This window comes from Pseudomonas sp. HAR-UPW-AIA-41, assembly GCF_002304225.1.
GTDB lineage: Bacteria > Pseudomonadota > Gammaproteobacteria > Pseudomonadales > Pseudomonadaceae > Aquipseudomonas.
The window spans coordinates 41,885-67,122 of record NZ_NSLB01000005.1 but is presented as its reverse complement, the minus strand read 5'-3'; the positions used below and the strand labels follow the sequence as shown (position 1 = coordinate 67,122).

Sequence of the window (25,238 nt, the reverse complement as noted above, 5' to 3'; positions counted from 1 at the left end):
CTTGGAGCCTGATCATGCCCAACCTGCGCCTGGCCGACCTGCACGACGAAATTCAGCGCAACGTGCAACTGGCACTGCAGGAAGATGTCGGTGCCGGCGACATCACCGCTCAGCTCATACCCGCAGAACGCGTGGCCACTGCCCGCGTGATCACCCGCGAGGCGGCTGTGCTGTGCGGTAGCGCCTGGGTCAATGAAGTGTTCCGCCAGCTGGATCCGCGCGTGGTGGTGACCTGGAATGCCCAGGACGGCGACAAGGTCAGCGCCGACCAGACCCTGTTCACCCTGAGCGGCCCGGCACGCGCCCTGCTCACCGGCGAGCGCAGCGCGCTGAATTTCGTGCAAAGTCTCTCCGCCGTCGCCACCCGCTGCCGTCACTACGCCGATCTGGTCGAAGGCACACCAGTCAAACTGCTCGACACCCGCAAGACTATCCCCGGCCTGCGCCTGGCGCAGAAGTACGCCGTCACCTGCGGCGGCTGCCATAACCACCGCATCGGTCTGTATGACGCCTTCCTGATCAAGGAAAACCATATCGCCGCCTGCGGCGGGATTGCCCAGGCAGTCGCCAGCGCCCGACAGATAGCCCCCGGCAAACCGGTGGAAGTTGAAGTGGAAAGCCTGGAAGAGCTGAAGCAGGCGCTGGATGCCGGCGCCGACATCATCATGCTCGACGAACTAAGCCATGAGGACATGCGCACCGCCGTACAGCTCACCGCCGGCCGCGCCAAGCTGGAAGCCTCCGGCGGCATCAACGACAGCACCCTGCGCAGCGTGGCCGAAACGGGCGTCGACTATATCTCCCTCGGTACATTGACCAAGGACATCAAAGCCATCGACCTGTCCATGCGCCTGACGATGTAACCCAACTCAAAACACTTGAAAATCAAAAGCCCCGCAAATGCGGGGCTTTTGATTTGGTGCCGGAGACAGGAATCGAACCTGCGACCTTCTCATTACGAATGAGCTGCTCTACCGACTGAGCTACACCGGCCTTTGCTAATTCAATCACGATTTACTAAAGCAGGCCACACATCCCGGATGTCGGCGCTAAACTCAAGAAACATCTGCAAAGCCCCTTGCACAACCTGCTCCGCCCAACTATCCCCCATCACAAACACCAGACTCTCCCAGCTGATATTCTTCATACGACTTAAACCCTTCCAGCTTTCTTTCTTTAAAATCCCGAATTACACGTTCAGCCGCAAGAGGCCACGCAGTTTTCACCGCAGACTCAAAATAATAACCGGAGGTATCAGAAAGCCTCCTATAGCGCGCCTTTAAAATACCACCATAAAGATCATGATCCTCAGCAACCATTGCTAAAAACGCCATCCGTTCAAGATATTGAGGTAACGGTTCACGCCTTGCCATATCTTCAAGCCGGCAAAAGCGCACCACCAAATCCGGACCATCGTCATAAGGGATAAAATCCATGAATACCTTATCTGCCCGCCAGGACAAGAACGGATTCAGACCCACTTGAGCCGATACAACAATACGGGCGACACGCGACTTACTATCTGGCAACCAAACCGCGCTTAGCAAGCGACAATATTGAACCGCCGAAACAAGGAGCAACACCAAAAAGACAAGACTCACCACGCGCCCACTAACAAACCGCAGCACACGACCACTGGTAGGCAAAAACGCCAAAAAAATCAAAAAACATAGAAAGAAATTTGCATACCAGAAGGAATACTCCAGAAGATTGTGCAATATAAAAGAGCCTATTGCAGCGGGTAGAATCACCCCTCCCTCCGCCATTCGCAAATATCTAAAACAGCCCACAGTAACAACAACAAAACCAAAAACAATCAGAGCAGCGCCAACAAACCCCGTTTCAACCAAAAAATGTAAAATCACATTATGCGGATTAGACCACACCAAGGACGGCATTTGCGTAGCCGCGAAGCTGAAGAAAGCATAATTACCAAACCCCACACCGAACGGATGTTCAAGAAAGATGCTCCAGGCCTTTGCCCACTCGACCCAGCGAGTATCGGCATAGGCATTCTGAATTCTCGAAAACCCTGACCCCCCATCCACAGCTGAGAAATAGTCCGGCCATAACACCGACAGCAGCTGTGTGAGAAAGAAAACACCCGCAAAAATCAAAAAATAATAGCTAAAGCGGTCGTTACGCCAAAAATAAAGCCGGAATATTGCAAGAACGAGCACTGAAAAAACCATCAGCACTACTGAACGAGAACCCGAACTAACAAGTACAAAAGAACATAAAGAAGCGACAACCACCACAACCGCACAACGCCACCAGACTGACAACGCCGAACGAACCAGCAACACCAGAAAGGCCAGAAAACCCAATAAAACATAAAGACTGAACTGATTTCGCCCCCCTATGTTTGCGACAACACCAATCGCTCCATCAAACGTCAAAAAACTGATCCACCCCCACTCAAAAATCTGCCCCAGGCCGAGTACGAGAGAGCACCCTCCGCCCAGCACAAGCCCATAGAGCACAGCATCCCAGTCACGCTGAAGTTCAGCAGGGTCACGCGCGTGCATAGAGCCCAAGAAAAGAGAACCAACCAGAACCATGAGCGCCGGCGCCAGCCAAGCCTCCATGTACGCACTACCGCCCAGCACACCGGCAACAAGAATCAGCCCAGCAAGCGAAAAACCAATTAACACCAGCGAGCTGCAGCGCAGCTCTTTACTAGCAATAACAAACAGGAGGGCAAAAAAAACAGCAATGGTGTCGGAAAAAAAATCACCGTCTGGATACCAACGAAATGGCACCACAAACGGCACGCTCACCAAACAGAACATCAGCCAGCGCACACACACCCCCCCAAAAAAAAAGAGCAGGCGCAGCCTGCTCTTTTGAAGTCATGAAGACTTACTTGCCCTTGCAGAAGCCTTTGGTCACACAATCACCAGACGGAGTCCAAGTGACAGAGCCATCAGCGTTTAAGCCAGCGCCCAGAACATAAGTATCAGTCGCTGCGAAGCCATTGGTAGCCCGCGGAGTCACAGTAATTTGCCCGTTAGCAGCAAGAGCGATTGCGTTGACCTGCCCCTGGCCATTACCAGCAGCAACATCGTTAGGAACGGACCACTGGGCACGCGAAGCAGAACCAGTAGCAGGAACAGAAATTGCGCCGGCGGCCACGCAGCTGCCGGACTGAACGCACTCAGTCACACCCAGCTTGAACGGCGCAGCAGCAACAACTATCTCAGCGCCGCGGGCACGCTTGGTGTAATCCTGATACGCAGGGAGCGCAATAGCGGCCAAAATACCGATAATCGCCACAACGATCATCAGTTCGATCAGGGTAAAGCCTTTTTGCATTTGAGCTTTCATTTAATTGTCTCCTCGACATGGAAAGGTCGTGCGACCTGACCAGACCCACAGCACACAGCGTGCCAACCCTCGCCGCGCTCGATAAAACGACAACTGAAGAGGGCCGCCAACCACGAGAACGGCAACGAGATGAAAGCTTCTCCGATGCCTTGCGCCCTAGAGCCAGACTGGCAAGCACTCAAAAATTATCACTAAGTGCCTTTTTTTGTCATCCCAAAGGCACGCATTTGGCAGCGCTGTCCGACTAGGCTATAAGGCAAGCATGACTGCCTCGAGCCTCCCCAATGAATGACATCGTCAACCTTACAGGCCTAGCCAAACAGCTGGTGCTGGCAGAACTGCTGGATGAAAAAAGCGCACAGCAGGCACAAGCACAGGCACAGCGCAACAAGACCTCGCTAGTCACTTATCTGGTACAGAACAAACTGGTTAAAGGCCGCGCCCTCGCGGAAGTGGCCGCCGAGCAGTTTGGCATTGCGTACATAGATCTGAACGCCATCGACAAGGAGGGTCAGCCGAAAGACCTGGTCAGCGAAAAGCTGATAAGGCAACACCGCGCCCTGCCTCTTTACCGTCGCGGCAACAAGCTGTTTATCGGCCTGTCCGACCCTGCAAATCACCAAGGTATTACCGACATCCAATTCAGTACCGGCCTTACTACCGAGGCCATCCTGGTAGAAGACGATAAGCTTGGAGATGCCATCGAGAAGTTTTTCGACGCTGGACCCAGCGGAATGGAAGACTTGGCCGATGTCGACCTGGAAGGTCTGGATGTTGAGGCTGTTGATGACGAGAAAGCAGACAGCAACAACGAAGCGGCTGATGACGCCCCGGTAGTCCGCTTCGTAAACAAGATGCTACTAGATGCGATCAAAGGCGGCTCTTCCGATCTGCATTTTGAACCCTACGAGAAAGCCTATCGGGTACGCTTCCGCACCGATGGCATCCTGCATGAGGTCGCCCGCCCACCCATTCAGCTAGCCAGCAAAATTTCCGCTCGCCTCAAGGTAATGGCCGCCCTAGATATCTCCGAGCGGCGCAAGCCACAGGACGGCCGGATCAAGATGAAGATATCCAAAAGCAAGGCCATCGACTTCCGCGTCAACACCTTGCCCACCTTGTGGGGTGAGAAGATCGTGATGCGGATCCTCGACCCCACCAGCGCCCAAATGGGGATAGATGCGCTCGGTTATGAAGAAGAACAGAAAGAGCTCTACCTCAACGCCCTCAAGCAGCCACAGGGAATGATCTTGGTAACAGGCCCGACTGGCTCTGGTAAGACCGTTTCCCTTTATACAGGCCTGAACATTCTCAATACCGTGGATGTGAACATCTCCACCGCAGAAGACCCGGTAGAGATCAACCTTGAAGGCATCAATCAGGTCAACGTCAATCCCAAGCAGGGCATGGACTTTACCCAGGCTCTGCGTGCCTTTTTGCGCCAAGACCCTGACATCATCATGGTGGGCGAGATCCGAGATCTGGACACTGCCTCCATCGCAGTAAAGGCTGCACAGACCGGGCACATGGTGATGTCTACGCTACACACTAATAGCGCAGCGGAAACCCTGACTCGCCTGCGCAACATGGGCGTTCCGTCCTTCAACATCGCCACTTCAGTCAACCTGATTATCGCCCAACGCTTGGCCCGCAAACTGTGCAACAGCTGTAAGAAAGAAGTACAGGTTCCGCGCGAGACACTCATTCACGAGGGTTTCCCTGAGGACAAAATCGGCACTTTCAAGATTTTCGGGCCCGTCGGCTGCGAAAACTGCAAAAGCGGCTACAAAGGCCGCGTCGGAATTTATGAAGTAGTCAAGGTCACACCGGCACTCCAGCGGATTATCATGGAAGAAGGCAACTCCATCGACATCGCCCAACAAATGCGAAAAGATGGCTTTAATGATTTGCGCACCTCGGGCCTAGTCAAGGCCATGCAAGGCGTCACCAGCCTCGAGGAAGTCAACCGCGTCACCAAGGACTAAGCCATGGCCGAAAAAGCACTACAAACCAGTGTCTTCAAATGGGAAGGCATCGACAAGAAAGGTGCCAAAGTCAAAGGGGAACTGAGCGGGCAAAGCCCCGCATTGGTAAAGGCGCAACTTCGCAAACAGGGCGTCAATCCAACCAAAGTAACCAAGAAAGGCAAAGATCTTTTTGGCGGTGCCGGCAAGAAGATCAAGCCCATGGACATTGCCTTGTTTACCCGGCAGATGGCCACCATGATGAAAGCAGGCGTCCCGCTACTCCAATCCTTCGACATCATCGGTGAGGGATTAGAAAATGCAAACATGCGCAAACTGGTAGACGAGGTGAAGCAGGAAGTAGCAGCAGGCAACAGCTTTGCAACCTCTCTACGTAAAAAGCCGCAATACTTCGATGACCTCTACTGCAACTTGGTAGACGCAGGCGAACAGTCTGGCGCACTGGAAAACCTGCTGGATCGAGTGGCCACCTACAAGGAAAAAACCGAGCAACTGAAAGCCAAGATCAAAAAGGCGATGAACTACCCTATCGCCGTGGTGTTGGTTGCCATAATTGTTTCAGCGATTCTGCTGATCAAGGTCGTTCCGCAGTTTCAATCGGTTTTTGCCAATTTTGGCGCCGAACTACCGGCCTTTACCCAGATGGTTATCCACCTCTCAGAGCTTTTGCAGGAGTGGTGGTGGATTGTGCTTGGCGCAATGCTTGCCTCAGCCTTTCTAGTTAAGAATGCGTATGCAAAATCCAAGGACTTCCGGGACTGGACCGACAGAACAGTCCTGAAGGTCCCGATCGTGGGAGATATTATTTACAAGTCTGCAGTGGCGCGCTATGCACGCACTCTATCCACCACTTTTTCGGCGGGAGTTCCACTTGTAGAGGCTCTCGACTCGGTCGCAGGCGCCACTGGTAATATCGTCTTCGTTAATGCCGTCAACAAGATCAAACAGGATGTTTCGAGCGGGACCCAGCTCAATTTTTCTATGCGAACAACTGGCATTTTCCCCTCAATGGCCATTCAGATGACGGCAATCGGCGAAGAGTCCGGCGCACTTGATGCAATGCTCGATAAAGTTGCGACCTTTTACGAAGAAGAAGTCGATAATATGGTCGACGGCCTAACCTCTCTGATGGAGCCCATGATCATGGCCGTATTGGGCGTACTGGTCGGAGGCCTGATAATCGCCATGTACCTTCCGATCTTCCAGCTGGGCTCAGTCGTATAGATCATGAATTTGATTAATCTTGTGGCCGGCAATTTGCCGGCCTTTGTTTTAGTTGTACTGATCTTGGGCCTGCTGATCGGCAGCTTCCTCAATGTACTGGTCTACCGCCTGCCCAAAATGATGCAGCGCGAATGGCGCATGCAGGCGCGGGAAATATTGGAGCTGGAGACAGAACCAGCTGGACCTACCTTCAACCTGGTACTTCCCAACTCCACCTGCCCGCACTGCCAGCATGAGATTCGTCCCTGGGAGAACATTCCCCTGGTGAGCTGGCTGGCACTGCGCGGCAAGTGCTCCGCGTGCAAGGCACCGATCAGCAAGCGATATCCATTGGTTGAGCTTGCCTGCGGCCTGCTGTCGGGATTTATTGCGTGGCAATTCGGACCAACCTGGCAGTGCGCAACGATGCTGCTGCTGAGCTGGGGGCTGCTGGCCATGAGCCTGATCGATGCCGACCACCAGTTGCTGCCGGATGTACTGGTTCTGCCGCTGCTCTGGCTGGGCCTGATCGTCAACCAATACGGGCTGTTTGCGCCGCCCGGCGACGCTCTTTGGGGGGCAGTGGCGGGCTATCTGAGCCTGTGGTCGGTGTACTGGCTGTTCAAACTGCTGACCGGCAAGGAGGGTATGGGCTACGGCGACTTCAAGCTGCTGGCCATGCTCGGCGCCTGGGGCGGCTGGCAGGTTCTGCCGCTGACCCTCCTGCTGTCTTCGTTGGTGGGTGCCGTGCTGGGCGTGATTATGCTGCGCTTACGTAATGCCGAGAGCAGCACGCCTATTCCGTTTGGCCCCTACCTCGCCATCGCCGGCTGGATAGCGCTGATCTGGGGTGAACAGATCACCTCTGCCTATCTGCAGCTCGCCCATTTCAACTGAAATATGCCCGGCGCGTGCCGGGCATGACAGCAGCGCTGACTGTCGCGGATAATCACTGCCCGCTGTTCCGGAATGATTGCAATGACTCCCTGGATTCTCGGCCTGACTGGCGGCATAGGCAGCGGCAAGAGCGCTGCCGCCGCCTGCTTCGATGCCCTGGGCATACACACCGTCGATGCCGATCATGCTGCTCGCTGGGTGGTGGAACCCGGTCGCCCAGCACTGCAAGCCATTGTCGATCGCTTTGGTAACGAGGTTCTGCAGGACGACGGGCAGCTTAATCGCGCCGCGCTGCGCACGCGGATTTTCAGTGATACCGGGGAACGCCGCTGGCTGGAAAGCCTGCTTCATCCGCTGATCGGCGCCGAAATTCGCCAGCACCTGCAGCGGGCAAACTCCCCTTACGCCATTCTCGTTTCCCCCCTGCTGATCGAATCCGGCCAGTACCGAATGACCCAGCGCGTGCTGGTCATCGACACACCGGAAGAGGAGCAGATTCGCCGCACCATGCAGCGAGACAAGGTGCCAGAGGATCAGGTCAAAGCCATCCTGCAGGTCCAGGCCGCACGCGAGAAGCGTCTTCAGCACGCCCACGACGTGCTGGTCAATGATCGCGACCTGCACTGGCTGCAACAGCAGGTAGAGCGCCTGCACCAACAGTATCTGCGCTTCACCGGAGGCCAACCATGAAAACAACCCCCACCGTCAGCTGCCCCACTTGTGGCGCCCCGGTCGAATGGACGCCCCAGAACACGCAGCGCCCGTTCTGCTCGGAACGCTGCAAGCTGATCGACTTGGGCGCCTGGGCTTCGGAAAGTCATGCCATTCCCGGCGACCCACTGGAAGACGAACTGTTCTCCGGCGAACTGCCACCGCGCGGGCACTGATCAGTCCCGCAGAAAACAATCGCCACTCAGGGCCGCATAAACATGTAGTCGCGCCCGTCATCCAGATTCTCGGCCAGAAACTGCAGCTCCTGAGCCAGATCATTCAACGGCCGAGAGACCTTGCTGCGCTCGACCAGCGCGCTGAGTAGTGCGCGCAGCACCAGCGCCTCATCCAGCCCCACTTCTCGCGCCTCATGCAACGCCTTGTCGATTGCGCCCCGCGCCCAATCATGTGCTCCCATGTCGCTCCCCCTTCGCAAACAAAGCCTGATACTGCTGGGCCATGGCCATTTGGCATTTGATACAGATCAACCGCGACTCGCGCATCACACCGATGAATCACCCTGAATCAGCGGGGCGACTCATCGTCTTTCCAGGGGGCCTGCAGATAGCGGGTACGGTTGAAGGTTTCCAGCCATTCAGGACAGAACACCACGAGCCCCGTAATGGCCGTGCCATTGATGAACGCCTCGGGAAACATCACCAGCCAGAGGTAGGCAGCCATATCGTCCAGCCAGGGCGGCATGACGTAGATCGCGCTCCACCACAGCATGCCCAATCCCAGGAGCACGCATACCGCCGCCGTCAGCGCGGCCGGAAAGAAACCGGCGCAGAAGATGTAAACAAACAGATTCTTTGGCTGGAAGCGCTCGACCAGAAGCGCACAGCCCTCGGCGATCCACACCGGCAGCAGGATCAATAGCAACGCATTGACCCCAAGAGCCGCGAACTCCTGACGCCCCAACGCCAGCAAACCCAGCTGCGCAAGCGCGCCGGCAAGAATCGCCAGCGGCCAGTCGAGCAGCAGCGTAACGGCCGTCATCCCGATGAAATGGAAGGCCAGCCCCGACTCAAAATCCCGCCGCACCAACCACAACAGAAACAGGCAAAGCACCGTACCGAACAGCAGATGCTGCCGGCGAAAATCACTGAACAACTCCAGCCAGGGCGCACGCCAGATAGCCCACAGCAATGCCGGCCCATACACCAGCCAACCGAACTGCAGAACCTCAGGTTTTAGCAGCCCTGCACTGATCATTACTGCGCTTGCTCCAGCGCCTGACGCAGCGCCTGGGCATCCGAAAAGGTGCGGCTATCGCGCAGCACACCGCGATCCAGATCCAGCCACAGCACCTGATCCTCTGCCGCCGGATAACGCGAAGCCACGCGGGACTGACTGTCCAGTAGCACCCTGTACTGGTAGTCACGCATAGCCGGCACGGCAAACAAAGTCGAGATCACCGCCGGCATGCGACTCACATCCGCCACAAACACCGCCTGGCGAGCCTCAAGAAACCCTTTCGGCTTTCCTTCCAGCGCGGCATTGAGCAGCTTGGCACCGGTCATATTGCGCGCCACCAGCAGAATGCGCGCCTGCTGATCGAGGGTATAGGCCTTGTCGAACTGATCCAGCAGTGTCCACGGCAACAGGCGCTCGCCCTTCTCCAGCGCCATGACACTGCCACACAGCAGCAACAGAAACACCGCAATCACACTACGCATCAGCTATTCTCCCTTGTTGAAAACACATCAATATCCTCTCTTAGCAGCCAGTCCACCCGTGCTGACCAGAAGGACTGAGCCTCAGGCGCCGCGCGTAATACAAACACGTGCGACTTCTCGATTCCCTGCATCGCCAGACGCTTTCTCGCCTCATCCAGCAAAGCCCGCGCATAGCCGCGGCCACGCCAGGGCTGATCGACCACCAGATGCTGCAGATAACCACGCCGGCCATCGTGCCCAACCAGCAGCGAACCGACCACCTGCCCATCCAGCTCAAGCACTAGGCTGAGCTGCGGATTACGCTGCAGATAGCGACAGAACGGTAAGTAAGCATCCTCGTCGCGCACACAGATACCGTCACTGCGCTGCCACAAGGCATACAGCGGAGCATGGTCGTCGGCAGTAGCAGAGCGGATCATCAGACACCTCACTAATGGGCGCAGTTTACACCGTCATTCGCAACCGGACGTGAGACACCTCGGCGCAGCCAGAGCAGGCTGTACGCTACTCCTGCATCTGCCTATCATGAGCCTCATGCACGAGAGCGATTACCTGCGCCTGCTGACGCGCCAGGCCGAACAGGCCAATGAGTTCCTGTCCAACGCCCGCAAATGGGAGCGCGAGCGCTGGGTCTGCCAGCGTTTGCTGCAGGCCTTCAACATCAGTCATCGCTTGGACGAGTTCGGCAGCGGCATGGAGCCACCGGATGTGCAATTTCGCGAAGCCAACTTCGAAGTGTTCTTCGTTCTCGACGAAGGACGGCGGCTCAATGAGGAGTGGCGGGATGAAGTGGAGCGCCGCCGCTCGGCCTTCTCACTGAGCCAACTGGTGCGCCGCCAACGCCGCCCGCGCTGGCTGAGCGCCGGGGACCTGCAGGCCCGCCTGGGGCCTACCCTGCGCAAGAAGGCGCACAACTATCAGGAGCGCGACCTCCAAGTTGGCGAGCTCGACTTGCTCGCATTCTGCAACCTCAAGCAGGCGGCTCTGGACTTCAACAGCCCGTTTCCACCGCCCTCGGAATACCAGCGCCAAGGCTGGCGCTCACTCTCGCTGGTAGGCCCCAACTTCGTGCGCGTGCTGTTCACTCACGACAATGCCCCGGAGTTTCTGCGCCACAACCGCGGTCGCACCGTCCTGTTCGACCTGGGTATCGGCCTGTGAACCTGCAGGAGCTGATCGCCAACGTACCGCAGATCGGCACCGTGCGCTGGATCGGCGTGCGCCCGGCGCGCGAAGCGCCAATGCTGGAAATCGATGCCGTGGAAGCGCGCCGCGACGCCGGCCTGACCGGCGATCACAGCCGCCCCGGCGCCAACAACAGCCGCCAGGTAACCCTGATCCAGTGGGAACACCTGCACGTCATCAGCGCCCTGCTGGGCAAACCGGTCACCGCCACGGACTTGCGCCGCAATATCGCCGTCAGCGGTATCAACCTGTTCAGCCTGAAAAACCGGCGCTTTCGCCTGGGTCAGGCCATTCTGGAAACCACCGGCTGGTGTCAGCCCTGCGCCCGCCTGGAGGCACGACTCGGCAGCGGCACATTCCAGGCCGTACGCGGCCACGGGGGCATCACCGCCCGCGTGTTACAGAGCGGCATCATTCGCCTGCAGGATCAGCTGTCTATTATTGACTGAAGCCTCTGCACCACCTGAGCGCAACCACTACAGCGAGGACCGCATGCCCAGCCAACTCAGCCCCGAAGACCAGGCCAAGGTAGACCTCTACCTCAGCGCCCCCCAACATCAAGTCGAGCGCCAACCCTTCCGCCCCTGGCGACTGCTGACCGTCGTGCTGATAACGGTGATTGCTCTGGGCATGCTCAGCCGACTGCTTAGCCAGCTCGCCTGAACACCAGACACGCTCAACAGCCGCACAAGGCGCATAGACTTTTCGCGCACAACAAAAAGCCCGCACAAGGCGGGCTTTTTGTACTTCTATATGGTGGGTCGTGTAGGATTCGAACCTACGACCAATTGGTTAAAAGCCAACTGCTCTACCGACTGAGCTAACGACCCAAAAATGGTCGGGGTAAGGGGATTCGAACTCCTGACATCCTGCTCCCAAAGCAGGCGCGCTACCGGACTGCGCTATACCCCGGCTGGAAGTTGGCTCCGCGACCTGGACTCGAACCAGGGACCCAATGATTAACAGTCATTTGCTCTACCGACTGAGCTATCGCGGAACTTCGGCCTTCCAATCTCAGCTGCCGTACCGGTTTAATCCGTTCCCGCATCTGAGGCGCGCCATTTTACGTTTCCACGCAACGCTGTCAACCCCTTGATTTACAACTCGCTCTTATTCTTTGCAGGCCACTGCGCGAGCTGCTATATCTAGGCCAGATGTGATCACAAGCACAGATGTGCACTCAGCACACACTCTAAACACCAGACGTCACTTTCTCTGCCCTGATCGATATGTGCCCTTACCGCCTCAATGGCCTGCTCCGCAGGAAAGCCTCATGAATGAACAGGACAGCAAGCCAAACGTCGTATCGCTTAGCAGCCGAATTGCACAACCGCGCTTTGGTGAACTGCTTCAAAGCTGCCGCCAGTTGCTGCTGAATCATCTCGCCAAACAACTGGATCTGGTTTTTGCTGGCGTAGACGACGCGCTCTTCGACTGCGCCGACAAAGCCAGCAGCAACAGTGAGCAGACGCTGTATTTCGATAGCATGCGCGAAATCCGCAAGCAGCGCGTACACCTTGAGCGCGCCTATCACCAATGGCTGGGCCAGAAACTCAGTGCATTTGCCGAAGGTAAGTGCCAGACAGTCGAGAACGAACAGGTCGCCCTGGACGACCTGAGTCTGGTGCAAAACGATGACTACGAGGAAAGCCTGCAGGTCACGAACATGACCAGCCGGGTCAATGCGCGCTGCGCACAACCCCTGTTCGGCCTGGAGCAACGCCTGGCACTGCTCAACAACGGTCTCAAACCTCGCGAAGAAGACAATCCCTTCGGTCCACGCCTGATCGCCCAAGCCTTCCGTGAATCGCTGAAAAACTCGCCTTTCCCGCTGAGCATTCGCCTGACCCTGTACCAACTGTTTGATCAGTACCTGATGAGCAGCCTGGACAGCCTGTTTGCCGAGCTCAACCAGAAATTGATCGAGGCTGGCCTGCTACCCAATCTGAAGTACCGCCCAACCCAAGCACCTGGCCGCAGCAATTCACCTGTTACCGCAACTGCCGAACATCAAACTGGAACAGAGCCAACTGGCAATAGCTCACCCACGCAGCCCAGCACTACATCGACAACACCGACGAGCTACAGCGGCTTCAACCCCTTGGGTAGCAATAATGCTGTGCCGAGTACTAGCACTTCCCCTGGCTATAACCCACCGGGCGAGAATAGCGCTCAAGCAGGTGAACAGAGCCCATCGCAGCTGTTTTCCGACCTCAGCTCGCTGATAGCCGAACATCGCCAACAGGCACCACACGCCCCATTGTTTGGCGGCTCGCGCAGTATTGCCAGCTATGCGCCTCAGGGAGCACACAGCACCTATAGCGCAAGCGAGCTACTCAGCGCGCTTAATCGACTGCAACAAAACTCAGGCCAGGATTTGCAGAGCCGCCTGCAGCAACCCCAAGCCGTAGAAGGTCTGAAAGCCGAGCTGCACGAACAGCTTGAAGCAATCAGCCAGCTACCAGGCCAGCAAAAACTGGCCGACGAAGAAGCCGACGTTATCGACCTCGTCGGCATGCTCTTCGATTTCATCCTTGATGACGACAACCTGCCAGACAACTGCAAGACCGCGCTCTCGCACTTGCACACACCCTACCTGAAAGTCGCCCTGCACGATAAAGCACTGTTTACCCAACATCACCACCCTGCACGTCAGCTGCTCAACAGCATGGCTCAAGCAGGCGTGCTGTACGGCGGCGAAGGCGATGACCGCGGACTGCTGGCAAAGATGCACTGGGTCGTCGAACGAGTGATCCATAGTTTCAACGGCGATTTGCAACTGTTCGATAGCCTGCTCGAAGAGTTCAATGAATATGTAGCGACACTTAAACACAAGGTCGAACTGCGCGAGCGGCGCGCCGTAGAAGCAGCTAAGGGGCGCGATAAGCTGCTAGGAGCACGCCAGCAGGCCGTGGAAGCCATTGAAAAATGCCTGAATGACCGCGAGCTGCCCCCTCTGCTTAAAAACTTCCTCGAACTGACCTGGACCGACGTCTTGGTATTCATCCTTCTGCGAGGAGGAGAACGCAATGGCGAGTGGCAAAAAGCCTGCGAGGCTGCAGAACAATTAGCCTGGAGCGGTACGCCGCTGGACGAAGGCGGCCGTGCACAGCTGGGTCAGTTGCGTATCGGACTGCTCGAAGAGTTGCGCAAGGGTTTGGAGTTACTTGGTGGTTACCACGAAGACGGTATACGCCGCCTGCTGCAGGACATCGTCGCCTGCCAGCACGCAGTGCAAGCCAAACAGCCGCAATTGGCCGCCAAGCTCAAGCCGCAACTACAGGAAAGCGCTCTCGGCGCCATGCTCGGCGAAGATGCCGAACTGGCCAAGACACCACGCCCGAAAGGCGCACTTTCAGCTCGCGCACAAAGCTTCATTAAGGAACTGGAATCGCTGGAGTTCGGCACCTGGTTCGAGTTCGTCAACGGTGATACGACGCAAACCCTGAAGCTTTCCTGGTTCAGCCCGACCACACGCAACTACATGTTCGTGGACCATGCAGGGCAGCGTGTGGCGGTTAAACCCATCAGCCAATTGGCAGAAGAGATGGAGCAAGGCAAAGCTCGCCTGCTGCCGCGCGAACGTAACGCCCCCTTGGTGGATCGCGCGCTCGGCGCCATCTACCGCGCCCTGCAACGCTTCACCGGACGTACACCCAGTACAGCCCACTGAATACCTGATGCAATCCGGCCGTGTACGGCCTGAGGAGCGAGAATGGATGAACGACGCCTGCACAGCCGTCACGCCGCAGACGTGACGCTGGAGGTCTTTGATGTGCACAGTGGGCGCCGACTGGGCCGCATTGTCGACCTATCGATGGATGGTTTCATGCTATTCAGTGAAGACCTGATTGCAACCGACTCCGTATGGGAGTGTCGCCTGCAACCCTGCCCACCACTGGATGAGCTACCACCGGTCGAATTGGGTGCTGACTGTCTCTGGAGTCGCCCTGGCGCTGACAACCAACACTGCTGGGCCGGCTTCCACATCATCGACATCGATGAAAACAACAGCGCCAATCTTGACGCACTAATCGAGCGCCTCTGAAGCCAAACTCTGATGAGCCCGCGCGCCAAGCAACTGCAAGCGCACAAGGACCCACGGCATCAAGGCAGCGACAAACAGACCCATAATCAGGCCGCGCACCACCTGCCACAGCCAATCCTGCAGCGGCCACAAATCTGCCAGCGCCTTCAGCGCCGCCTGCAACAGTAGAAATGCTCCAGCCCCCAGCGTCGCCGCCAAAAGCCGGCGCCAGGTAGCCACCTGCGAGTGACTGTCCAGCCAGCGGCCTTCCAGGCGGTAACCGAGCAGCACACCAACCAGCATGGCTGCCAGCAATGGCACGTAATGCGGCGCCGTACCCTGCCAGGCCAGCTGAAAGCCCAAGGCCAGCAACACAATCAACCCCAGGTGCCAGAAAGCATTTGCCTCACGCCACCAGCGCAGCGGTTGCAGCAGTGCGAAACCGATCAGCGTCAGCGCGCCAAGCAACGCCCCACCCAGCACATCCTCGAGATCATGAGCCCCCAGATACAGGCGGCTGAAAATAATGCCACTGACCACCACCGCGCTGAGTAGCCACATCCAGCCCTGTCGCAACTCATAAGCCAACCAGAGCCATAGCACTACCGCGATCTGCGCATGGCCACTGGGTAAACCAAAACTTTCTCCCACTTCGTGATCGAGACGATAGTCCAGAGCCGGACGCGGGTCCTGCCAGAGATCCTTGCAGAACGCATTGAGCACCGCAGTAAAGGCCACCAGCAGGAACAAGCGCAGGAACAACGGCTTACTCCAGGCCCAGTAACCTAGCGGCAGGAAGAAGAGAATGAATTTTTCGTAGCCCAGCTGGGTAAAGCCATTCATCAGTGGCGTCAGCCAGTCATGGCGCAGGGGCAGCACCCAGGACAGGTCGTACAGAATCTCTGGCATTGATGCCTCTCTTGAGGTTGGTGCAAGTGGGCAGTCTGGCCGGGAATTGCCGAATCACGCAATCCTTGCCCGGCAAGTTACCGGACGAGCCGGCCAACGGCGGCCATTTGTCGAAACCTCGAGATACAGCGGCAGCGTGGCCCTGCGCCGCGCTGCCGAAGGGCGGTGCTTTCGGTTAAACTGCGCATCTTTGCATACCTATAACGATCCGCCTGATGCCGACGACCTTCCACCAGATCCCCCGCGAGCGCCCCGTCACACCTTTGCTCGACCGCGCCGATACCCCGGTCGGCCTGCGTCGCCTGGCGGAAAGCGAGCTGGAAACCCTGGCCGACGAATTGCGCCAATACCTGCTGTACAGCGTCGGCCAGACCGGTGGACATTTCGGCGCGGGGCTCGGCGTGATCGAGCTGACCATCGCCCTGCACTACATCTTCGACACCCCGGATGATCGCCTGGTGTGGGATGTCGGCCACCAGGCCTACCCACACAAGATTCTCACCGGTCGCCGTGATCGTATGAGCACACTGCGCCAGAAAGATGGTCTGGCCGCCTTCCCGCGCCGCAGCGAGAGCGAATACGACACCTTCGGCGTCGGCCACTCCAGCACCAGCATCGGCGCGGCGCTGGGCATGGCCATCGCTGCGCGCCTGCAGGGCAGCAAGCGCAAGAGCGTGGCGGTGATCGGCGATGGCGCGCTGACAGCCGGCATGGCCTTCGAGGCGCTGAATCACGCCTCCGACGTCAAGGCCAACATGCTGGTGGTCCTCAACGACAACGACATGTCGATCTCCAAGAATGTCGGCGGTCTGTCCAACTACCTGGCCAAGATCATTTCCAGCCGCACCTATTCGAGCATGCGCGAGGGCAGCAAGAAGATCCTCTCGCACCTGCCCGGCGCCTGGGAAATTGCCCGCAAGGTCGAGGAGCATGCCAAGGGCATGCTGGTGCCCGGCACCCTGTTCGAGGAGCTGGGCTGGAACTACGTTGGCCCGATCGACGGTCATGACCTGCCGACCCTCCTGGCGACCCTGCGCAATATGCGTGACCTGGAAGGCCCGCAGTTCCTCCACGTGATCACCAAGAAGGGCAAGGGCTTCGCCCCGGCCGAGGCCGACCCCATTGGCTACCACGCGATCACCAAACTGGAGCCGCTCCACGCCGAGGCCGCCCCCCCCTCTATCTCGAAGCGGCCCTCCGGCCCCAAGTACTCCAGCGTGTTCGGCCAATGGCTGTGCGATATGGCCGCCGAAGATCCTCGGTTGGTTGGCATCACCCCGGCGATGAAGGAAGGCTCTGATCTGGTGGCGTTCAGCGAGCGCTTCCCGGAGCGTTACTTCGACGTTGCCATCGCCGAGCAGCACGCCGTGACCCTGGCCGCCGGCATGGCCTGCGACGGCATCAAGCCGGTGGTGGCGATCTACTCCACCTTCCTGCAACGTGCCTACGACCAGCTGATCCACGACGTGGCCGTGCAAAACCTCGATGTGCTGTTCGCCATCGACCGCGCCGGTCTGGTCGGCGAAGACGGCCCGACCCACGCCGGCAGCTTCGACCTGTCCTATTTGCGCTGCATCCCGGGCATGCTGATCATGACCCCCAGCGACGAAAACGAACTGCGCCGCATGCTCACCACTGGCCATCTGTTCAACGGCCCGGCGGCGGTGCGCTACCCGCGTGGCAGCGGCCCGAATGCGCCCATCGAGACAGAGCTGTTGCCGCTGGAAATCGGCAAGGCCGTGGTACGCCGCCAGGGCCAGAACGGCAGCGGCCGCCAAACCGCCCTGCTGGTATTCGGCGTGCAACTGGCCGAGGCCCTCAAGGTCGGCGAAGCGCTGGATGCCACCGTGGTCGACATGCGCTTCGTCAAGCCACTGGACGAATCCCTGCTACGGGAACTGGCCGACAGCCACGAGCTGCTGGTGACCATCGAGGAAAACAGCATCATGGGTGGCGCCGGCAGTGCCGTCAGCGAATTCCTCGCCGCCGAAGGCCGGATCAAACCCATGCTGCACCTGGGCCTGCCGGACTACTACGTGGAACACGCCAAGCCGGCAGACATGCTCGCCGAGTGCGGTCTGAATGCCGCCGGCATTGAAGCCAGCATCCGCCAGCGCCTGGCGCTGCTTGAGCAGAATTCACGCTAAACCCGATCTGATCTGCTTGTTTTTCATGGCCGCGCCCCTTAAGGTGCGCGGCGTTTGTAGTTCCACCCAGGTGCGCCAGCCCCACGGCTGGCGATAATCGGGAAGCCGGTGCGCTCATCATGAGCTATTCCGGCACTGCCCCCGCAACGGTAATCGAGCGCAGCCAGAAAGCTGCACAGGCGTTCAGCAAGCCACTGGGAATCTCCCGGGAAGGCGAACGACTGAGCCTCGAGAGTCCGGAGACCGGCCTGGATGGAGTCGACTGGTGTTGCGGAGGGCAGCACCGTCAAGCACAGCCCGCACCTGCAGGGCTGTTCTTGTCTGCCCTCCTCAAAAGTTCATTTCCGCTTTTGAGGCTTCCTGATGAAATTGTCCCAACTGGCCCTGGCCATCTCCCTAGCTCCCACACTGGCCCTGGCTGACGCTCAGCCGGCGCTGGAAATCCCGCCACTGGTGGTTACCCGCGCCACGCCGATTCAGCAAACCACCCCGGCAAGCGTCAAGGTCATCGACCGCAAGCAGATCGAAGCCAGTGGCGCCAGCGCGCTGGTGGATGTACTGCGCGGTCAGGCCGGTCTGCAGATTCGCGACACTCTGGGCGATGGCAACCGTGTCGGCGTCAGCCTGCGCGGTTTCGGCGAGAACGCCGCCAACAACACCCTGGTGCTGGTCGACGGCCGCCGCCTGAACAACCCCAGCCTGCAGGGGCCGGACCTCAACAGCGTGCCGCTGGCCAATATCGAACGCATCGAAGTCCTGCGCGGCGCCGGTACTGTGCTGTATGGCGACCAGGCCGTCGGCGGGGTGATCAACATCATCACCCGTCAACCCAAAGACAACGAGGCCTATGTCGAGAGCAGCATCGGCAGCCATGACCTGGAAGCCTATCGCGGCCATGTCTACCAGCAGCTCGGCGCGGGTTTCTCCGCCTATGCCAGCGGCGAAGCACGCAACAGCGACGGCTACCGCGACCACAACAACGCCAGCTATGACGACGCCTTCCTGCGCCTGCGCCACGACCACGAAGGCGGCCATGCCCTCTACGAATACCAGAGCATCGACGATGAGCTGAAATTTCCCGGCTACCTGACCGCAGCCCAGCGCCGCGCCGACCGCAAGGCCAGTTACGCCGCCAACTCCAACGGCTGGAATGACAGCAACACCCAGGTTCACCGCCTGGCATTGCAACAATCACTGAATGACTGGCTGACCGCCGACCTCGACTACAGCCATCGCGACACCGATGGCAAGGGCGCCTACAACAGCGCCTGGGGCGAATCCCCGTTCACCCAGGGTACCCGCGTGGAAACCTTCAGCCCGCGCCTGTCCGGCCACTTCGACAGCAGCCTGGGGCGCAGCGACTGGCTGTTCGGTCATGACCACACCCAGAGCGACTATGAATACCGCTCCAGTTTTGGCGCAACCCTGTTCCGCCAGACCCTGCGCGACTGGTACGGCCAGCTGACCCAGCCGCTGACAGACAGCGTCAGCCTCACCGCCGGCTACCGCGCCAGCGAGGCCGAGGACCGTAACAAGAGCCTGGACAAGACCCACACCGACCGTGAAGGTAGCAGCAGCCTGGGCCTGAACTGGCAGGTCGACGAACAGCTGCGCGCCTTCATCAAGCGTGAGGACGTGCTGCGCTGGGCCAACGTCGATGAAAACGGCTTCGTCAGTCCGGGCGTGGACTTCCTCAAACCGCAGACCGGCACTTCCTGGGAAAGCGGCCTGGAATGGCAGGATGGCGTGCAGCGCTACCAGGCCACCCTGTACCGCCTGGACCTCACCGACGAGCTAATGTACGACCCTCTAGCTGCTGGCCCGTCCGGTTTTCCCGGCGCCAATATCAACCTGGACAAGACCCGCCGCGACGGCCTGCTGCTGGAAGCCGAACGTCAGCTAACCAGCCGCCTCTCCGTCGGCGGTCAGTACAGCTTCACCGACTCCGAATACCGCGACGGCAACTATCAGGGCAATGAAGTGCCGTGGGTCTCCCGCCATAGCGCCAGCGCCCATGTCAGCTACCTGATCCTCCCCGGACTCAAGGGTTATCTGGAGTCGGAGTACACGGGCGCCCGCTACCTGGCCAGCGATGACGGCCACGCCATGCCGCGCGAAGGTGGCTACACCCTGTTCAATGCCGCACTGAGCTACGACTATCAGCAGTTCACCAGCAAGCTGCGGGTCAACAACCTCACCGGCAAGCGCTACGACAGCTTTGCCACCTATGCCAACTGGGTTCCCGGCAGCAAGGGTCTGTACCCGGCGGCCGAGGAAGATGTGCAGCTGAGTGTCGGCTACCGTTTCTGATGCCACTCAATAACAAAAGGCCCCGAAAGGGGCCTTTTGTTTGATGCCTGCTTAACGGGCCTTGTGCAGGACTGCGCAGAGCTTTTCCAGCGCACCGAGCATCTGAAAGCTCGGTCGCTCCAGTCCCTTGTCGGGCACTTCCCAGAGTTGCTGCTTACGCACGGCCTGCAGGGTCGGCCACTGTTGCCAGGGTTCCAACTGAGCGTCGCTGCCCCCCAGAATCACTTGCGGATCACGCGCCAATACCGACTCGACACTGACCTGCGGCGCCGGCAGGGACAGGTCGGCGAACACATTGCGCGCGCCGCATACGCGCAGTGCATCGCTGACAATCTGTTGCCCGCCCAGGGTGAACAGAGGCTCGTGCCAGACCTGATAGAACACCGTCACCGGCTCGCGCCCGGCATAGCGCTGACGCAAGTCGGCCAGACCGCGTGTGAAGCGCTCCGACAGGCGCTCACCTACCTCGGCCCGCCCCAGTTGCACAGCAATCTCCCGGAACTGCCGGGCCAATTGGTCCAGATCATGGGGCTCGGCCACATACAGCGGGATGCCCAGGCCTTCGAGCTGCTCGCGCTGGCTGCGGGAAATACTGTCCGGCCACAGCAGCACCAGATCGGGCTTGAGGCTGAGCAGGCTTTCCAGCTCCAGCTGGGCATGCCGTCCAACCGAGGGCCGACCGGCCAACTCACGGGGACGCACGCCCGAGTCCAGCACACCGACCACCAGATCGGCGCTGTCCAGCTCGACCATGATTTCAGCGAGCGAGGGCGCCAGCGTAATCACTCTGGGCGCGGCTGCCAGCGATTGCGCCAGCAGCAAGGCGCTCAGCGCCAGGGCAGCTTTCAGCCCAGCTGGGGCGGGAGGCGATAAAGCCACAGCAACACCACGCTGGCCAGTGCCAGCAGGGTCAGGGCCACCGCATTGAGCCCGGCGAGCACCGCCAGGGCACCGATCCAGGCCGGCAACCCTGCCGCCAACAGGCCTTTGCTGCGCTGACGCGCCAAGGCCAGCCAGGCGTCATGTTCGGCATCGGTATCGAGGCTGCGCTCGGTGGCAATCAGGGCACGCTTGTACCCGGAGAACAGCGGCAGGGTCACGAACAGAGAGGCCAGTGCACCGATGAACAGCGGCATTTCCAGTATGGCCAGCAAGCTGGACTCACCGCCGAAGATCAGACTCATGGCCAGCAAGGGCGCCAGGCTCAACAGCAGCTGACGCCACCACTGTACAGCCAGACGCCGGCGCACCTCGCCGCGGGTCATTCTTCTTCCTGATGCTTGAGGCCGAGCATATGCCCCAACTTGCCGGCCTTGGTGGCCAGGTACAGTTTGTTGTGCGGGTTCAGGCCAACCTGCAACGGAACGCGCTCAGCCACTCGCACGCCAAAGCCTTCCAGGGCTTTGACCTTGCGCGGGTTGTTGGTCATCAGCTTGACGCTGCTGATACCCAGGTGATCGAGCATCGGCTGGCAGATCGAGTAGTCACGCTGGTCGGCGGCAAAACCCAGACGCTCATTGGCCTCCACCGTATCGGCACCACCATCCTGCAGCTCATAGGCGCGGATCTTGTTCAGCAGCCCAATGCCGCGACCTTCCTGGCGCAGGTACAGCAATACACCACGACCTTCAGCGGCAATCGCCCGTAGGGCAGCTTCCAGCTGCGCGCCACAGTCGCAGCGCTGGCTGAACAGGGCATCGCCGGTCAGGCACTCGGAGTGAAGACGCCCCAGCACCGGGGCACCATCGGCGACATTACCCAGGGTCAGAGCCACATGCTCCTTGCCGCTGGCCTCATCGAGGAAGCCATGCATGGTGAACACCGCGAAGGGTGTGGGCAATTGCGAGGCGGCGACAAAAACGACAGACACCGGGAGCTCCTGGAAATCGGCAGCAGGTGGAAATCAGGGCGGGCATTGTAACAGCAGCGCCTGGCCCTGGGGTCATGCCGATAGCGGCAATTGCCTGGCTGAATGACGGGCTCGCCGGAATGCTCAGCAGAGGGTCAGAGCTTCGACTCCAGCTGCAGAACGCCCTGCTCTTCGCGCCAGCGCACGCGATTGAGAAAACTCATGCCCAGCAGCACATCGGTCGGCGCATCACCCTCAAGCACGGCAGCCTCGACACCGAGCACTTCGATGCTGCCGACTTTCACGTTGGGCAGCGTGATCTGCCAGGCCTTGGCCACACCGCTGGCCGTATTGACCACCATGGGTCGGCCACTGACGCGAAAATCGAGACCCAGACGCCGAGCCTGGGCCTCGTTCATGGCCACCGAGGTCGCCCCCGTGTCGACTAGAAACTGCACCGGCTGCCCCTTGATCGCTCCGGCCACCCAATAATGCCCGCCAGCGCCCTGGGCAATGCTCAGCTGCTGTTTCTCCGGCGTGCTGTAGCCCTGGGAGTAGTCGCGACTCAGCTCATAGCGACGCTCGACTCCCTCGACGCGCAGTTGCGCACCGGTGCGGTCGACACTGACCACCTGCACACCTGAGGGCCCGGCCTGACCAACCTTGACCAGCTTGCGCACGCCGTCGACATTGAGCACGGCTGCGCCCGGAAACAGGCCAACCACCTGAACGGCAGGCGCGGCACCGGCCAGCGGCGCCCAAACCAGCAACAGGGGCAGCAGCCGGCGCGACAGGGTGTTACGGCAACGCATAAGGTTTCTCCAATTCCTTGTCGAAGGGGTACGGCGCATCCCAGCGCTTGAACAGCGGCCGCAGCGCACCAGAGCGCACTAGCACCTGCAGACGCTGATCATAGATAGCTGCCAACTCACGGCCACGGGCATCATCGACAAAACCCAAGTACAGCGGCAAACGGGTCAGTGGGGTAATCCGGTAGTCCTGCGGACGATCCGACCCTGCCAGCACATCTTCAACCTCAGTACTGGCATCAATGAAGAAGTCGGCATGCCCGCGTTCGAGCATGGCGAGAATACCGCCACGCCGGTGCACCTCGCGGAACTCGCGCACATTCGGCAGATACTTTTCGTAGCTATACCCTCTCGCCCAAGACAAGCGGTAAAACCCAAGGGTCTCGAGGGTCGGAACAGGCTTATCAGTCAGACTCAGAGCGCTGATCTGGTCAGCATCGTAATGCCAGCGCGGAAAAAACACCTGCGGCACTTCATTGGGATAGGCGCCGACGAATGCGTCTGCCTCGCCACGCTGCACCAAGCCAATAGCCCGCGTGTAAGGCACTATGCGGTAGTGAAGCTCAATACCTGCAGGCTCATAGACCTTACGCAAAAGATCGAAGGCCAATCCTGTACCGTCTGGATTGGTGTGCCCTGGCCACTGTTCGGTGACAAGATTGATCCGCTGAAGCGGCTCAGCCTGCGCCAGCAGCGGCAGCGCCAGAGCGCCTAACAGCAACCACCACTTGCCCATGCAGCCTCCTGTCAGGTGAAACTCCAGATGATCAACTGCATGCTCAGCCAGGCGAAGACCCCGGCCAGGACATCATCGAGCATGATCCCAACCCCGCCATGCACATGGCGGTCAATCCAGCGGATCGGCCAGGGCTTGAGAATATCGAACAGACGAAACACCAGAAAGCCTAGCAGCAACCACTGCCAGCCGGCGGGCGCCAGCCACAGGGTAATCCACATGCCGACCATCTCGTCCCAGACGATGCCCTCGTGGTCATGCACCCTCAGATCATCGGCCACCTTGCCACACAGCCAGAAGCCGAACAGCATGGTCACGCCCAGCATCAGCCAGTAACCCCAGTCCGGCAGCATCTGCCACAAAGGCATGAATGGCAGGGCCACCAGAGAACCCCAGGTGCCCGGCGCCTTGGGCAAGGTGCCGGAACCGAAGCCGAAGGCGAGAAAGTGCCAGGGATTGCGCCACACGGACGGTGGAATGGGCGTTACAGCATTGTCAGTCACGATTCTGTCCAAAATGTTGATAGCCGCCCACAGGCTGCTGCAGCTCGCGGCCATCCTCGGCCAACAGCCTTACCTCGCCACAACCGGCCTCCACCCACCCCAAAACAGCCAGCTCAGGCCACTGGGCCTGCAGAGTGGAAAGATGCTCGGGAGGCAGAGTAAACAGCAGGCGGTAGTCATCGCCACCACTCAGCGCACAGTTCAATGCCTGCTCGCGGGAAAGCTGCTGCAACGCAGGCGACAGCGGCACACGCGCCAGCTCGATACACAGTGTCACATTCGAAGACGCGGCAATATGCCCTGCATCGGCCAGCAGGCCATCGGAGATATCCAGTGCCGCGGTGGCCAGCCTGCGCAGCGCCTGCCCCAATGCCAGCTGCGGCTGCGGCTGCCAGTAACGCGCCAGCAGGGGCTCAGCCAGCTCGGCAGGCAGTTGCTGCTGGCCCAGCACCAGCGGCAGGGCCGCTGCGGCATCACCAAGGCTTCCCCCCACGCAGAGCAGATCACCAGGCCGCGCGCCACTGCGGCGCAGCGCTACTCCGCCCGGGACTCGGCCGAACACGGTCAGCGTCAGGCTCAGCGGGCCACGCGTGGTATCGCCGCCGATCAGGCGCAAACCATGCCGCCCAGCGGCCTGATTGAGCCCATCGGCAAAGGCCTCCAGCCAGCCGGCATCCGCCTGTGGCAGAGTCAAAGCCAGGGTGAAGCCGATGGGTGTGGCGCCCATGGCCGCCAGATCACTGGCCGTCACACCGAGGGCGCGCTGGGCCAGCAGAGAAGGATCGCAGGGGTCGGGAAAGTGCACCCCGGCCACCAGGGTATCGGTCGACACCGCGAGCTGTTCGCCCGCCGGCACCGTCAGCAGGGCACAGTCGTCACCGATGCCCAATGCGACTTCGCCGCCGGCCTGAGCACAGGACGCGGCGGCGAAGAAGCGGCGGATAAGCTCAAACTCACCCAT

At 59.5% G+C, this 25,238-nt stretch carries 27 protein-coding genes, 4 tRNA genes and 1 riboswitch; of the genes, 13 read left to right on the top strand and 18 right to left on the bottom strand.

Translation table 11 applies throughout. The annotated features are described in order from the left end of the window. Nucleotides 1-14: 14 nt before the first annotated feature. Nucleotides 15-863, top strand: a complete 849-nt coding sequence (gene nadC / locus CK486_RS11355) for a carboxylating nicotinate-nucleotide diphosphorylase (protein ID WP_095940414.1) — start codon at nt 15-17, stop codon at nt 861-863. A gap of 54 nt (nt 864-917) precedes the next feature. On the opposite strand, the gene CK486_RS11350 is transcribed toward nadC, so the two are convergent. The 3 genes from CK486_RS11350 to CK486_RS18410 form a co-directional block, all read right to left on the bottom strand. After that, nucleotides 918-993: transfer RNA gene (locus tag CK486_RS11350), tRNA-Thr, on the bottom strand. A gap of 107 nt (nt 994-1,100) precedes the next feature. Further along, nucleotides 1,101-2,804, bottom strand: a complete 1,704-nt coding sequence (locus tag CK486_RS11345; RefSeq protein ID WP_141248900.1) for an O-antigen ligase — start codon at nt 2,802-2,804, stop codon at nt 1,101-1,103. A 58-nt stretch (nt 2,805-2,862) separates the two neighbouring features. Further along, entirely contained in the window at nt 2,863-3,327 is a 465-nt protein-coding gene (locus CK486_RS18410; RefSeq protein WP_095940412.1) for a prepilin-type N-terminal cleavage/methylation domain-containing protein, read from the bottom strand. Nucleotides 3,328-3,611: 284 nt separating this feature from the next. On the opposite strand from CK486_RS18410, the gene pilB reads away from it, so the two are divergent. The 5 genes from pilB (at nt 3,612) to yacG (ending at nt 8,299) form a co-directional block, all read left to right on the top strand. Then, on the top strand, nt 3,612-5,312 hold the full coding sequence (gene pilB, locus CK486_RS11335; protein WP_095940411.1) for a type IV-A pilus assembly ATPase PilB: 1,701 nt from the start codon (nt 3,612-3,614) through the stop codon (nt 5,310-5,312). 3 nt (nt 5,313-5,315) lie between these two features. Further along, nucleotides 5,316-6,536, top strand: coding sequence for a type II secretion system F family protein (locus tag CK486_RS11330; RefSeq protein WP_095940410.1), 1,221 nt, complete (start codon nt 5,316-5,318; stop codon nt 6,534-6,536). A gap of 3 nt (nt 6,537-6,539) precedes the next feature. Then, a complete protein-coding gene (locus CK486_RS11325; protein WP_141248899.1) occupies nt 6,540-7,412 on the top strand; it encodes an A24 family peptidase in 873 nt (290 codons plus the stop codon). 81 nt (nt 7,413-7,493) lie between these two features. Beyond that, complete coding sequence (gene coaE / locus CK486_RS11320) at nt 7,494-8,102, top strand: dephospho-CoA kinase (RefSeq protein ID WP_095940409.1); 609 nt, start codon at nt 7,494-7,496, stop codon at nt 8,100-8,102. Then, the gene (yacG, locus tag CK486_RS11315) at nt 8,099-8,299 is read left to right on the top strand and encodes a DNA gyrase inhibitor YacG (protein ID WP_095940408.1); all 201 of its coding nucleotides are present in this window, start codon (nt 8,099-8,101) and stop codon (nt 8,297-8,299) included. Before coaE ends, yacG begins: the two co-directional genes overlap by 4 nt. A 26-nt stretch (nt 8,300-8,325) precedes the next feature. On the opposite strand, the gene CK486_RS11310 is transcribed toward yacG, so the two are convergent. From CK486_RS11310 to CK486_RS11295, 4 genes are all read right to left on the bottom strand, one after another. Further along, complete coding sequence (locus tag CK486_RS11310) at nt 8,326-8,541, bottom strand: hypothetical protein (RefSeq protein ID WP_095940407.1); 216 nt, start codon at nt 8,539-8,541, stop codon at nt 8,326-8,328. Nucleotides 8,542-8,648: 107 nt separating this feature from the next. After that, nucleotides 8,649-9,338 (bottom strand): energy-coupling factor ABC transporter permease, encoded by a 690-nt coding sequence (locus tag CK486_RS11305; protein ID WP_095940406.1) that lies wholly within the window; start codon nt 9,336-9,338, stop codon nt 8,649-8,651. Continuing rightward, entirely contained in the window at nt 9,338-9,802 is a 465-nt protein-coding gene (locus tag CK486_RS11300; RefSeq protein WP_095940405.1) for an FAD/FMN-containing dehydrogenase, read from the bottom strand. The genes CK486_RS11305 and CK486_RS11300 overlap by 1 nt, the downstream gene beginning before the upstream one ends. Continuing rightward, the gene (locus tag CK486_RS11295; protein ID WP_095940649.1) at nt 9,802-10,224 is read right to left on the bottom strand and encodes a GNAT family N-acetyltransferase; all 423 of its coding nucleotides are present in this window, start codon (nt 10,222-10,224) and stop codon (nt 9,802-9,804) included. Before CK486_RS11295 ends, CK486_RS11300 begins: the two co-directional genes overlap by 1 nt. A gap of 112 nt (nt 10,225-10,336) precedes the next feature. Here CK486_RS11295 and CK486_RS11290 point away from each other — a divergent pair, with 112 nt between their 5' ends. The 3 genes from CK486_RS11290 to CK486_RS11280 are packed head-to-tail and all read left to right on the top strand — an operon-like array spanning nt 10,337 to nt 11,650. After that, on the top strand, nt 10,337-10,963 hold the full coding sequence (locus tag CK486_RS11290; protein ID WP_095940404.1) for a DUF1780 domain-containing protein: 627 nt from the start codon (nt 10,337-10,339) through the stop codon (nt 10,961-10,963). After that, nucleotides 10,960-11,436, top strand: coding sequence for an MOSC domain-containing protein (locus CK486_RS11285; RefSeq protein WP_256574415.1), 477 nt, complete (start codon nt 10,960-10,962; stop codon nt 11,434-11,436). The genes CK486_RS11290 and CK486_RS11285 overlap by 4 nt, the downstream gene beginning before the upstream one ends. 43 nt (nt 11,437-11,479) lie before the next feature. Further along, a complete protein-coding gene (locus CK486_RS11280; protein WP_095940403.1) occupies nt 11,480-11,650 on the top strand; it encodes a DUF3094 family protein in 171 nt (56 codons plus the stop codon). 91 nt (nt 11,651-11,741) lie between these two features. Here the strand turns inward: CK486_RS11280 and CK486_RS11275 are convergent. The 3 genes from CK486_RS11275 to CK486_RS11265 form a co-directional block, all read right to left on the bottom strand. Then, nucleotides 11,742-11,817 (bottom strand) — tRNA-Lys (locus CK486_RS11275). Nucleotides 11,818-11,822: 5 nt separating this feature from the next. Next, nucleotides 11,823-11,899, bottom strand: a tRNA-Pro gene (locus tag CK486_RS11270). A 9-nt stretch (nt 11,900-11,908) separates the two neighbouring features. Then, nucleotides 11,909-11,984, bottom strand: a tRNA-Asn gene (locus CK486_RS11265). A 276-nt stretch (nt 11,985-12,260) separates the two neighbouring features. Here CK486_RS11265 and CK486_RS11260 point away from each other — a divergent pair. After that, nucleotides 12,261-14,660, top strand: a complete 2,400-nt coding sequence (locus tag CK486_RS11260) for a DUF1631 domain-containing protein (RefSeq protein ID WP_095940402.1) — start codon at nt 12,261-12,263, stop codon at nt 14,658-14,660. Nucleotides 14,661-14,702: 42 nt separating this feature from the next. After that, nucleotides 14,703-15,035 carry a PilZ domain-containing protein gene (locus CK486_RS11255; protein ID WP_095940401.1) on the top strand — a complete coding sequence of 111 codons (333 nt, stop codon included), beginning with the start codon at nt 14,703-14,705 and terminating at the stop codon, nt 15,033-15,035. On the opposite strand, the gene CK486_RS11250 is transcribed toward CK486_RS11255, so the two are convergent. Then, nucleotides 15,018-15,923 carry a phosphatase PAP2 family protein gene (locus CK486_RS11250; RefSeq protein ID WP_095940400.1) on the bottom strand — a complete coding sequence of 302 codons (906 nt, stop codon included), beginning with the start codon at nt 15,921-15,923 and terminating at the stop codon, nt 15,018-15,020. The two genes, CK486_RS11255 and CK486_RS11250, sit on opposite strands and share 18 nt — an antisense overlap. A gap of 215 nt (nt 15,924-16,138) precedes the next feature. On the opposite strand from CK486_RS11250, the gene dxs reads away from it, so the two are divergent. Both dxs and CK486_RS11240 read left to right on the top strand, forming a co-directional pair. After that, nucleotides 16,139-18,070, top strand: coding sequence for a 1-deoxy-D-xylulose-5-phosphate synthase (dxs, locus tag CK486_RS11245; protein WP_095940399.1), 1,932 nt, complete (start codon nt 16,139-16,141; stop codon nt 18,068-18,070). Between the two features lie 51 nt (nt 18,071-18,121). Then, nucleotides 18,122-18,337: riboswitch (cobalamin riboswitch) on the top strand. Nucleotides 18,338-18,433: 96 nt separating this feature from the next. Beyond that, nucleotides 18,434-20,380, top strand: a complete 1,947-nt coding sequence (locus CK486_RS11240; RefSeq protein ID WP_095940398.1) for a TonB-dependent receptor — start codon at nt 18,434-18,436, stop codon at nt 20,378-20,380. A gap of 51 nt (nt 20,381-20,431) precedes the next feature. Here CK486_RS11240 and CK486_RS11235 read toward each other — a convergent pair whose 3' ends face one another. From CK486_RS11235 to thiL, 7 genes are all read right to left on the bottom strand, one after another. Further along, nucleotides 20,432-21,259 carry a cobalamin-binding protein gene (locus CK486_RS11235; RefSeq protein ID WP_256574414.1) on the bottom strand — a complete coding sequence of 276 codons (828 nt, stop codon included), beginning with the start codon at nt 21,257-21,259 and terminating at the stop codon, nt 20,432-20,434. Then, on the bottom strand, nt 21,226-21,645 hold the full coding sequence (locus tag CK486_RS11230) for an MFS transporter (protein WP_095940397.1): 420 nt from the start codon (nt 21,643-21,645) through the stop codon (nt 21,226-21,228). Before CK486_RS11230 ends, CK486_RS11235 begins: the two co-directional genes overlap by 34 nt. After that, entirely contained in the window at nt 21,642-22,250 is a 609-nt protein-coding gene (gene ribA, locus CK486_RS11225; RefSeq protein WP_095940396.1) for a GTP cyclohydrolase II, read from the bottom strand. Before ribA ends, CK486_RS11230 begins: the two co-directional genes overlap by 4 nt. A 134-nt stretch (nt 22,251-22,384) precedes the next feature. Beyond that, nucleotides 22,385-23,041 (bottom strand): TIGR02281 family clan AA aspartic protease, encoded by a 657-nt coding sequence (locus CK486_RS11220; RefSeq protein ID WP_095940395.1) that lies wholly within the window; start codon nt 23,039-23,041, stop codon nt 22,385-22,387. Further along, complete coding sequence (locus CK486_RS11215; protein WP_176481697.1) at nt 23,028-23,774, bottom strand: ABC transporter substrate-binding protein; 747 nt, start codon at nt 23,772-23,774, stop codon at nt 23,028-23,030. The genes CK486_RS11220 and CK486_RS11215 overlap by 14 nt, the downstream gene beginning before the upstream one ends. Nucleotides 23,775-23,785: 11 nt before the next feature. Continuing rightward, nucleotides 23,786-24,277, bottom strand: a complete 492-nt coding sequence (locus CK486_RS11210) for a phosphatidylglycerophosphatase A (protein ID WP_256574413.1) — start codon at nt 24,275-24,277, stop codon at nt 23,786-23,788. Beyond that, complete coding sequence (gene thiL / locus CK486_RS11205; RefSeq protein WP_095940394.1) at nt 24,270-25,238, bottom strand: thiamine-phosphate kinase; 969 nt, start codon at nt 25,236-25,238, stop codon at nt 24,270-24,272. Before thiL ends, CK486_RS11210 begins: the two co-directional genes overlap by 8 nt.

Bases quoted from the DNA above. Each gene is read 5' to 3' on its own strand.
- CK486_RS11280 (WP_095940403.1), top strand. From the start codon at position 11,480: ATGCCCAGCCAACTCAGCCCCGAAGACCAGGCCAAGGTAGACCTCTAC.
- CK486_RS11300 (WP_095940405.1), bottom strand. From the start codon at position 9,802: ATGCGTAGTGTGATTGCGGTGTTTCTGTTGCTGCTGTGTGGCAGTGTC.
- CK486_RS11240 (WP_095940398.1), top strand. From the start codon at position 18,434: ATGAAATTGTCCCAACTGGCCCTGGCCATCTCCCTAGCTCCCACACTG.
- dxs (WP_095940399.1), top strand. From the start codon at position 16,139: ATGCCGACGACCTTCCACCAGATCCCCCGCGAGCGCCCCGTCACACCT.
- CK486_RS11290 (WP_095940404.1), top strand. From the start codon at position 10,337: ATGCACGAGAGCGATTACCTGCGCCTGCTGACGCGCCAGGCCGAACAG.
- CK486_RS11220 (WP_095940395.1), bottom strand. From the start codon at position 23,041: ATGCGTTGCCGTAACACCCTGTCGCGCCGGCTGCTGCCCCTGTTGCTG.
- CK486_RS11305 (WP_095940406.1), bottom strand. From the start codon at position 9,338: ATGATCAGTGCAGGGCTGCTAAAACCTGAGGTTCTGCAGTTCGGTTGG.
- coaE (WP_095940409.1), top strand. From the start codon at position 7,494: ATGACTCCCTGGATTCTCGGCCTGACTGGCGGCATAGGCAGCGGCAAG.
- nadC (WP_095940414.1), top strand. From the start codon at position 15: ATGCCCAACCTGCGCCTGGCCGACCTGCACGACGAAATTCAGCGCAAC.
- yacG (WP_095940408.1), top strand. From the start codon at position 8,099: ATGAAAACAACCCCCACCGTCAGCTGCCCCACTTGTGGCGCCCCGGTC.
- CK486_RS18410 (WP_095940412.1), bottom strand. From the start codon at position 3,327: ATGAAAGCTCAAATGCAAAAAGGCTTTACCCTGATCGAACTGATGATC.
- CK486_RS11230 (WP_095940397.1), bottom strand. From the start codon at position 21,645: ATGACCCGCGGCGAGGTGCGCCGGCGTCTGGCTGTACAGTGGTGGCGT.
- CK486_RS11255 (WP_095940401.1), top strand. From the start codon at position 14,703: ATGGATGAACGACGCCTGCACAGCCGTCACGCCGCAGACGTGACGCTG.
- CK486_RS11325 (WP_141248899.1), top strand. From the start codon at position 6,540: ATGAATTTGATTAATCTTGTGGCCGGCAATTTGCCGGCCTTTGTTTTA.
- CK486_RS11330 (WP_095940410.1), top strand. From the start codon at position 5,316: ATGGCCGAAAAAGCACTACAAACCAGTGTCTTCAAATGGGAAGGCATC.
- pilB (WP_095940411.1), top strand. From the start codon at position 3,612: ATGAATGACATCGTCAACCTTACAGGCCTAGCCAAACAGCTGGTGCTG.
- CK486_RS11260 (WP_095940402.1), top strand. From the start codon at position 12,261: ATGAATGAACAGGACAGCAAGCCAAACGTCGTATCGCTTAGCAGCCGA.
- CK486_RS11215 (WP_176481697.1), bottom strand. From the start codon at position 23,774: ATGGGCAAGTGGTGGTTGCTGTTAGGCGCTCTGGCGCTGCCGCTGCTG.
- CK486_RS11250 (WP_095940400.1), bottom strand. From the start codon at position 15,923: ATGCCAGAGATTCTGTACGACCTGTCCTGGGTGCTGCCCCTGCGCCAT.
- CK486_RS11310 (WP_095940407.1), bottom strand. From the start codon at position 8,541: ATGGGAGCACATGATTGGGCGCGGGGCGCAATCGACAAGGCGTTGCAT.
- thiL (WP_095940394.1), bottom strand. From the start codon at position 25,238: ATGGGTGAGTTTGAGCTTATCCGCCGCTTCTTCGCCGCCGCGTCCTGT.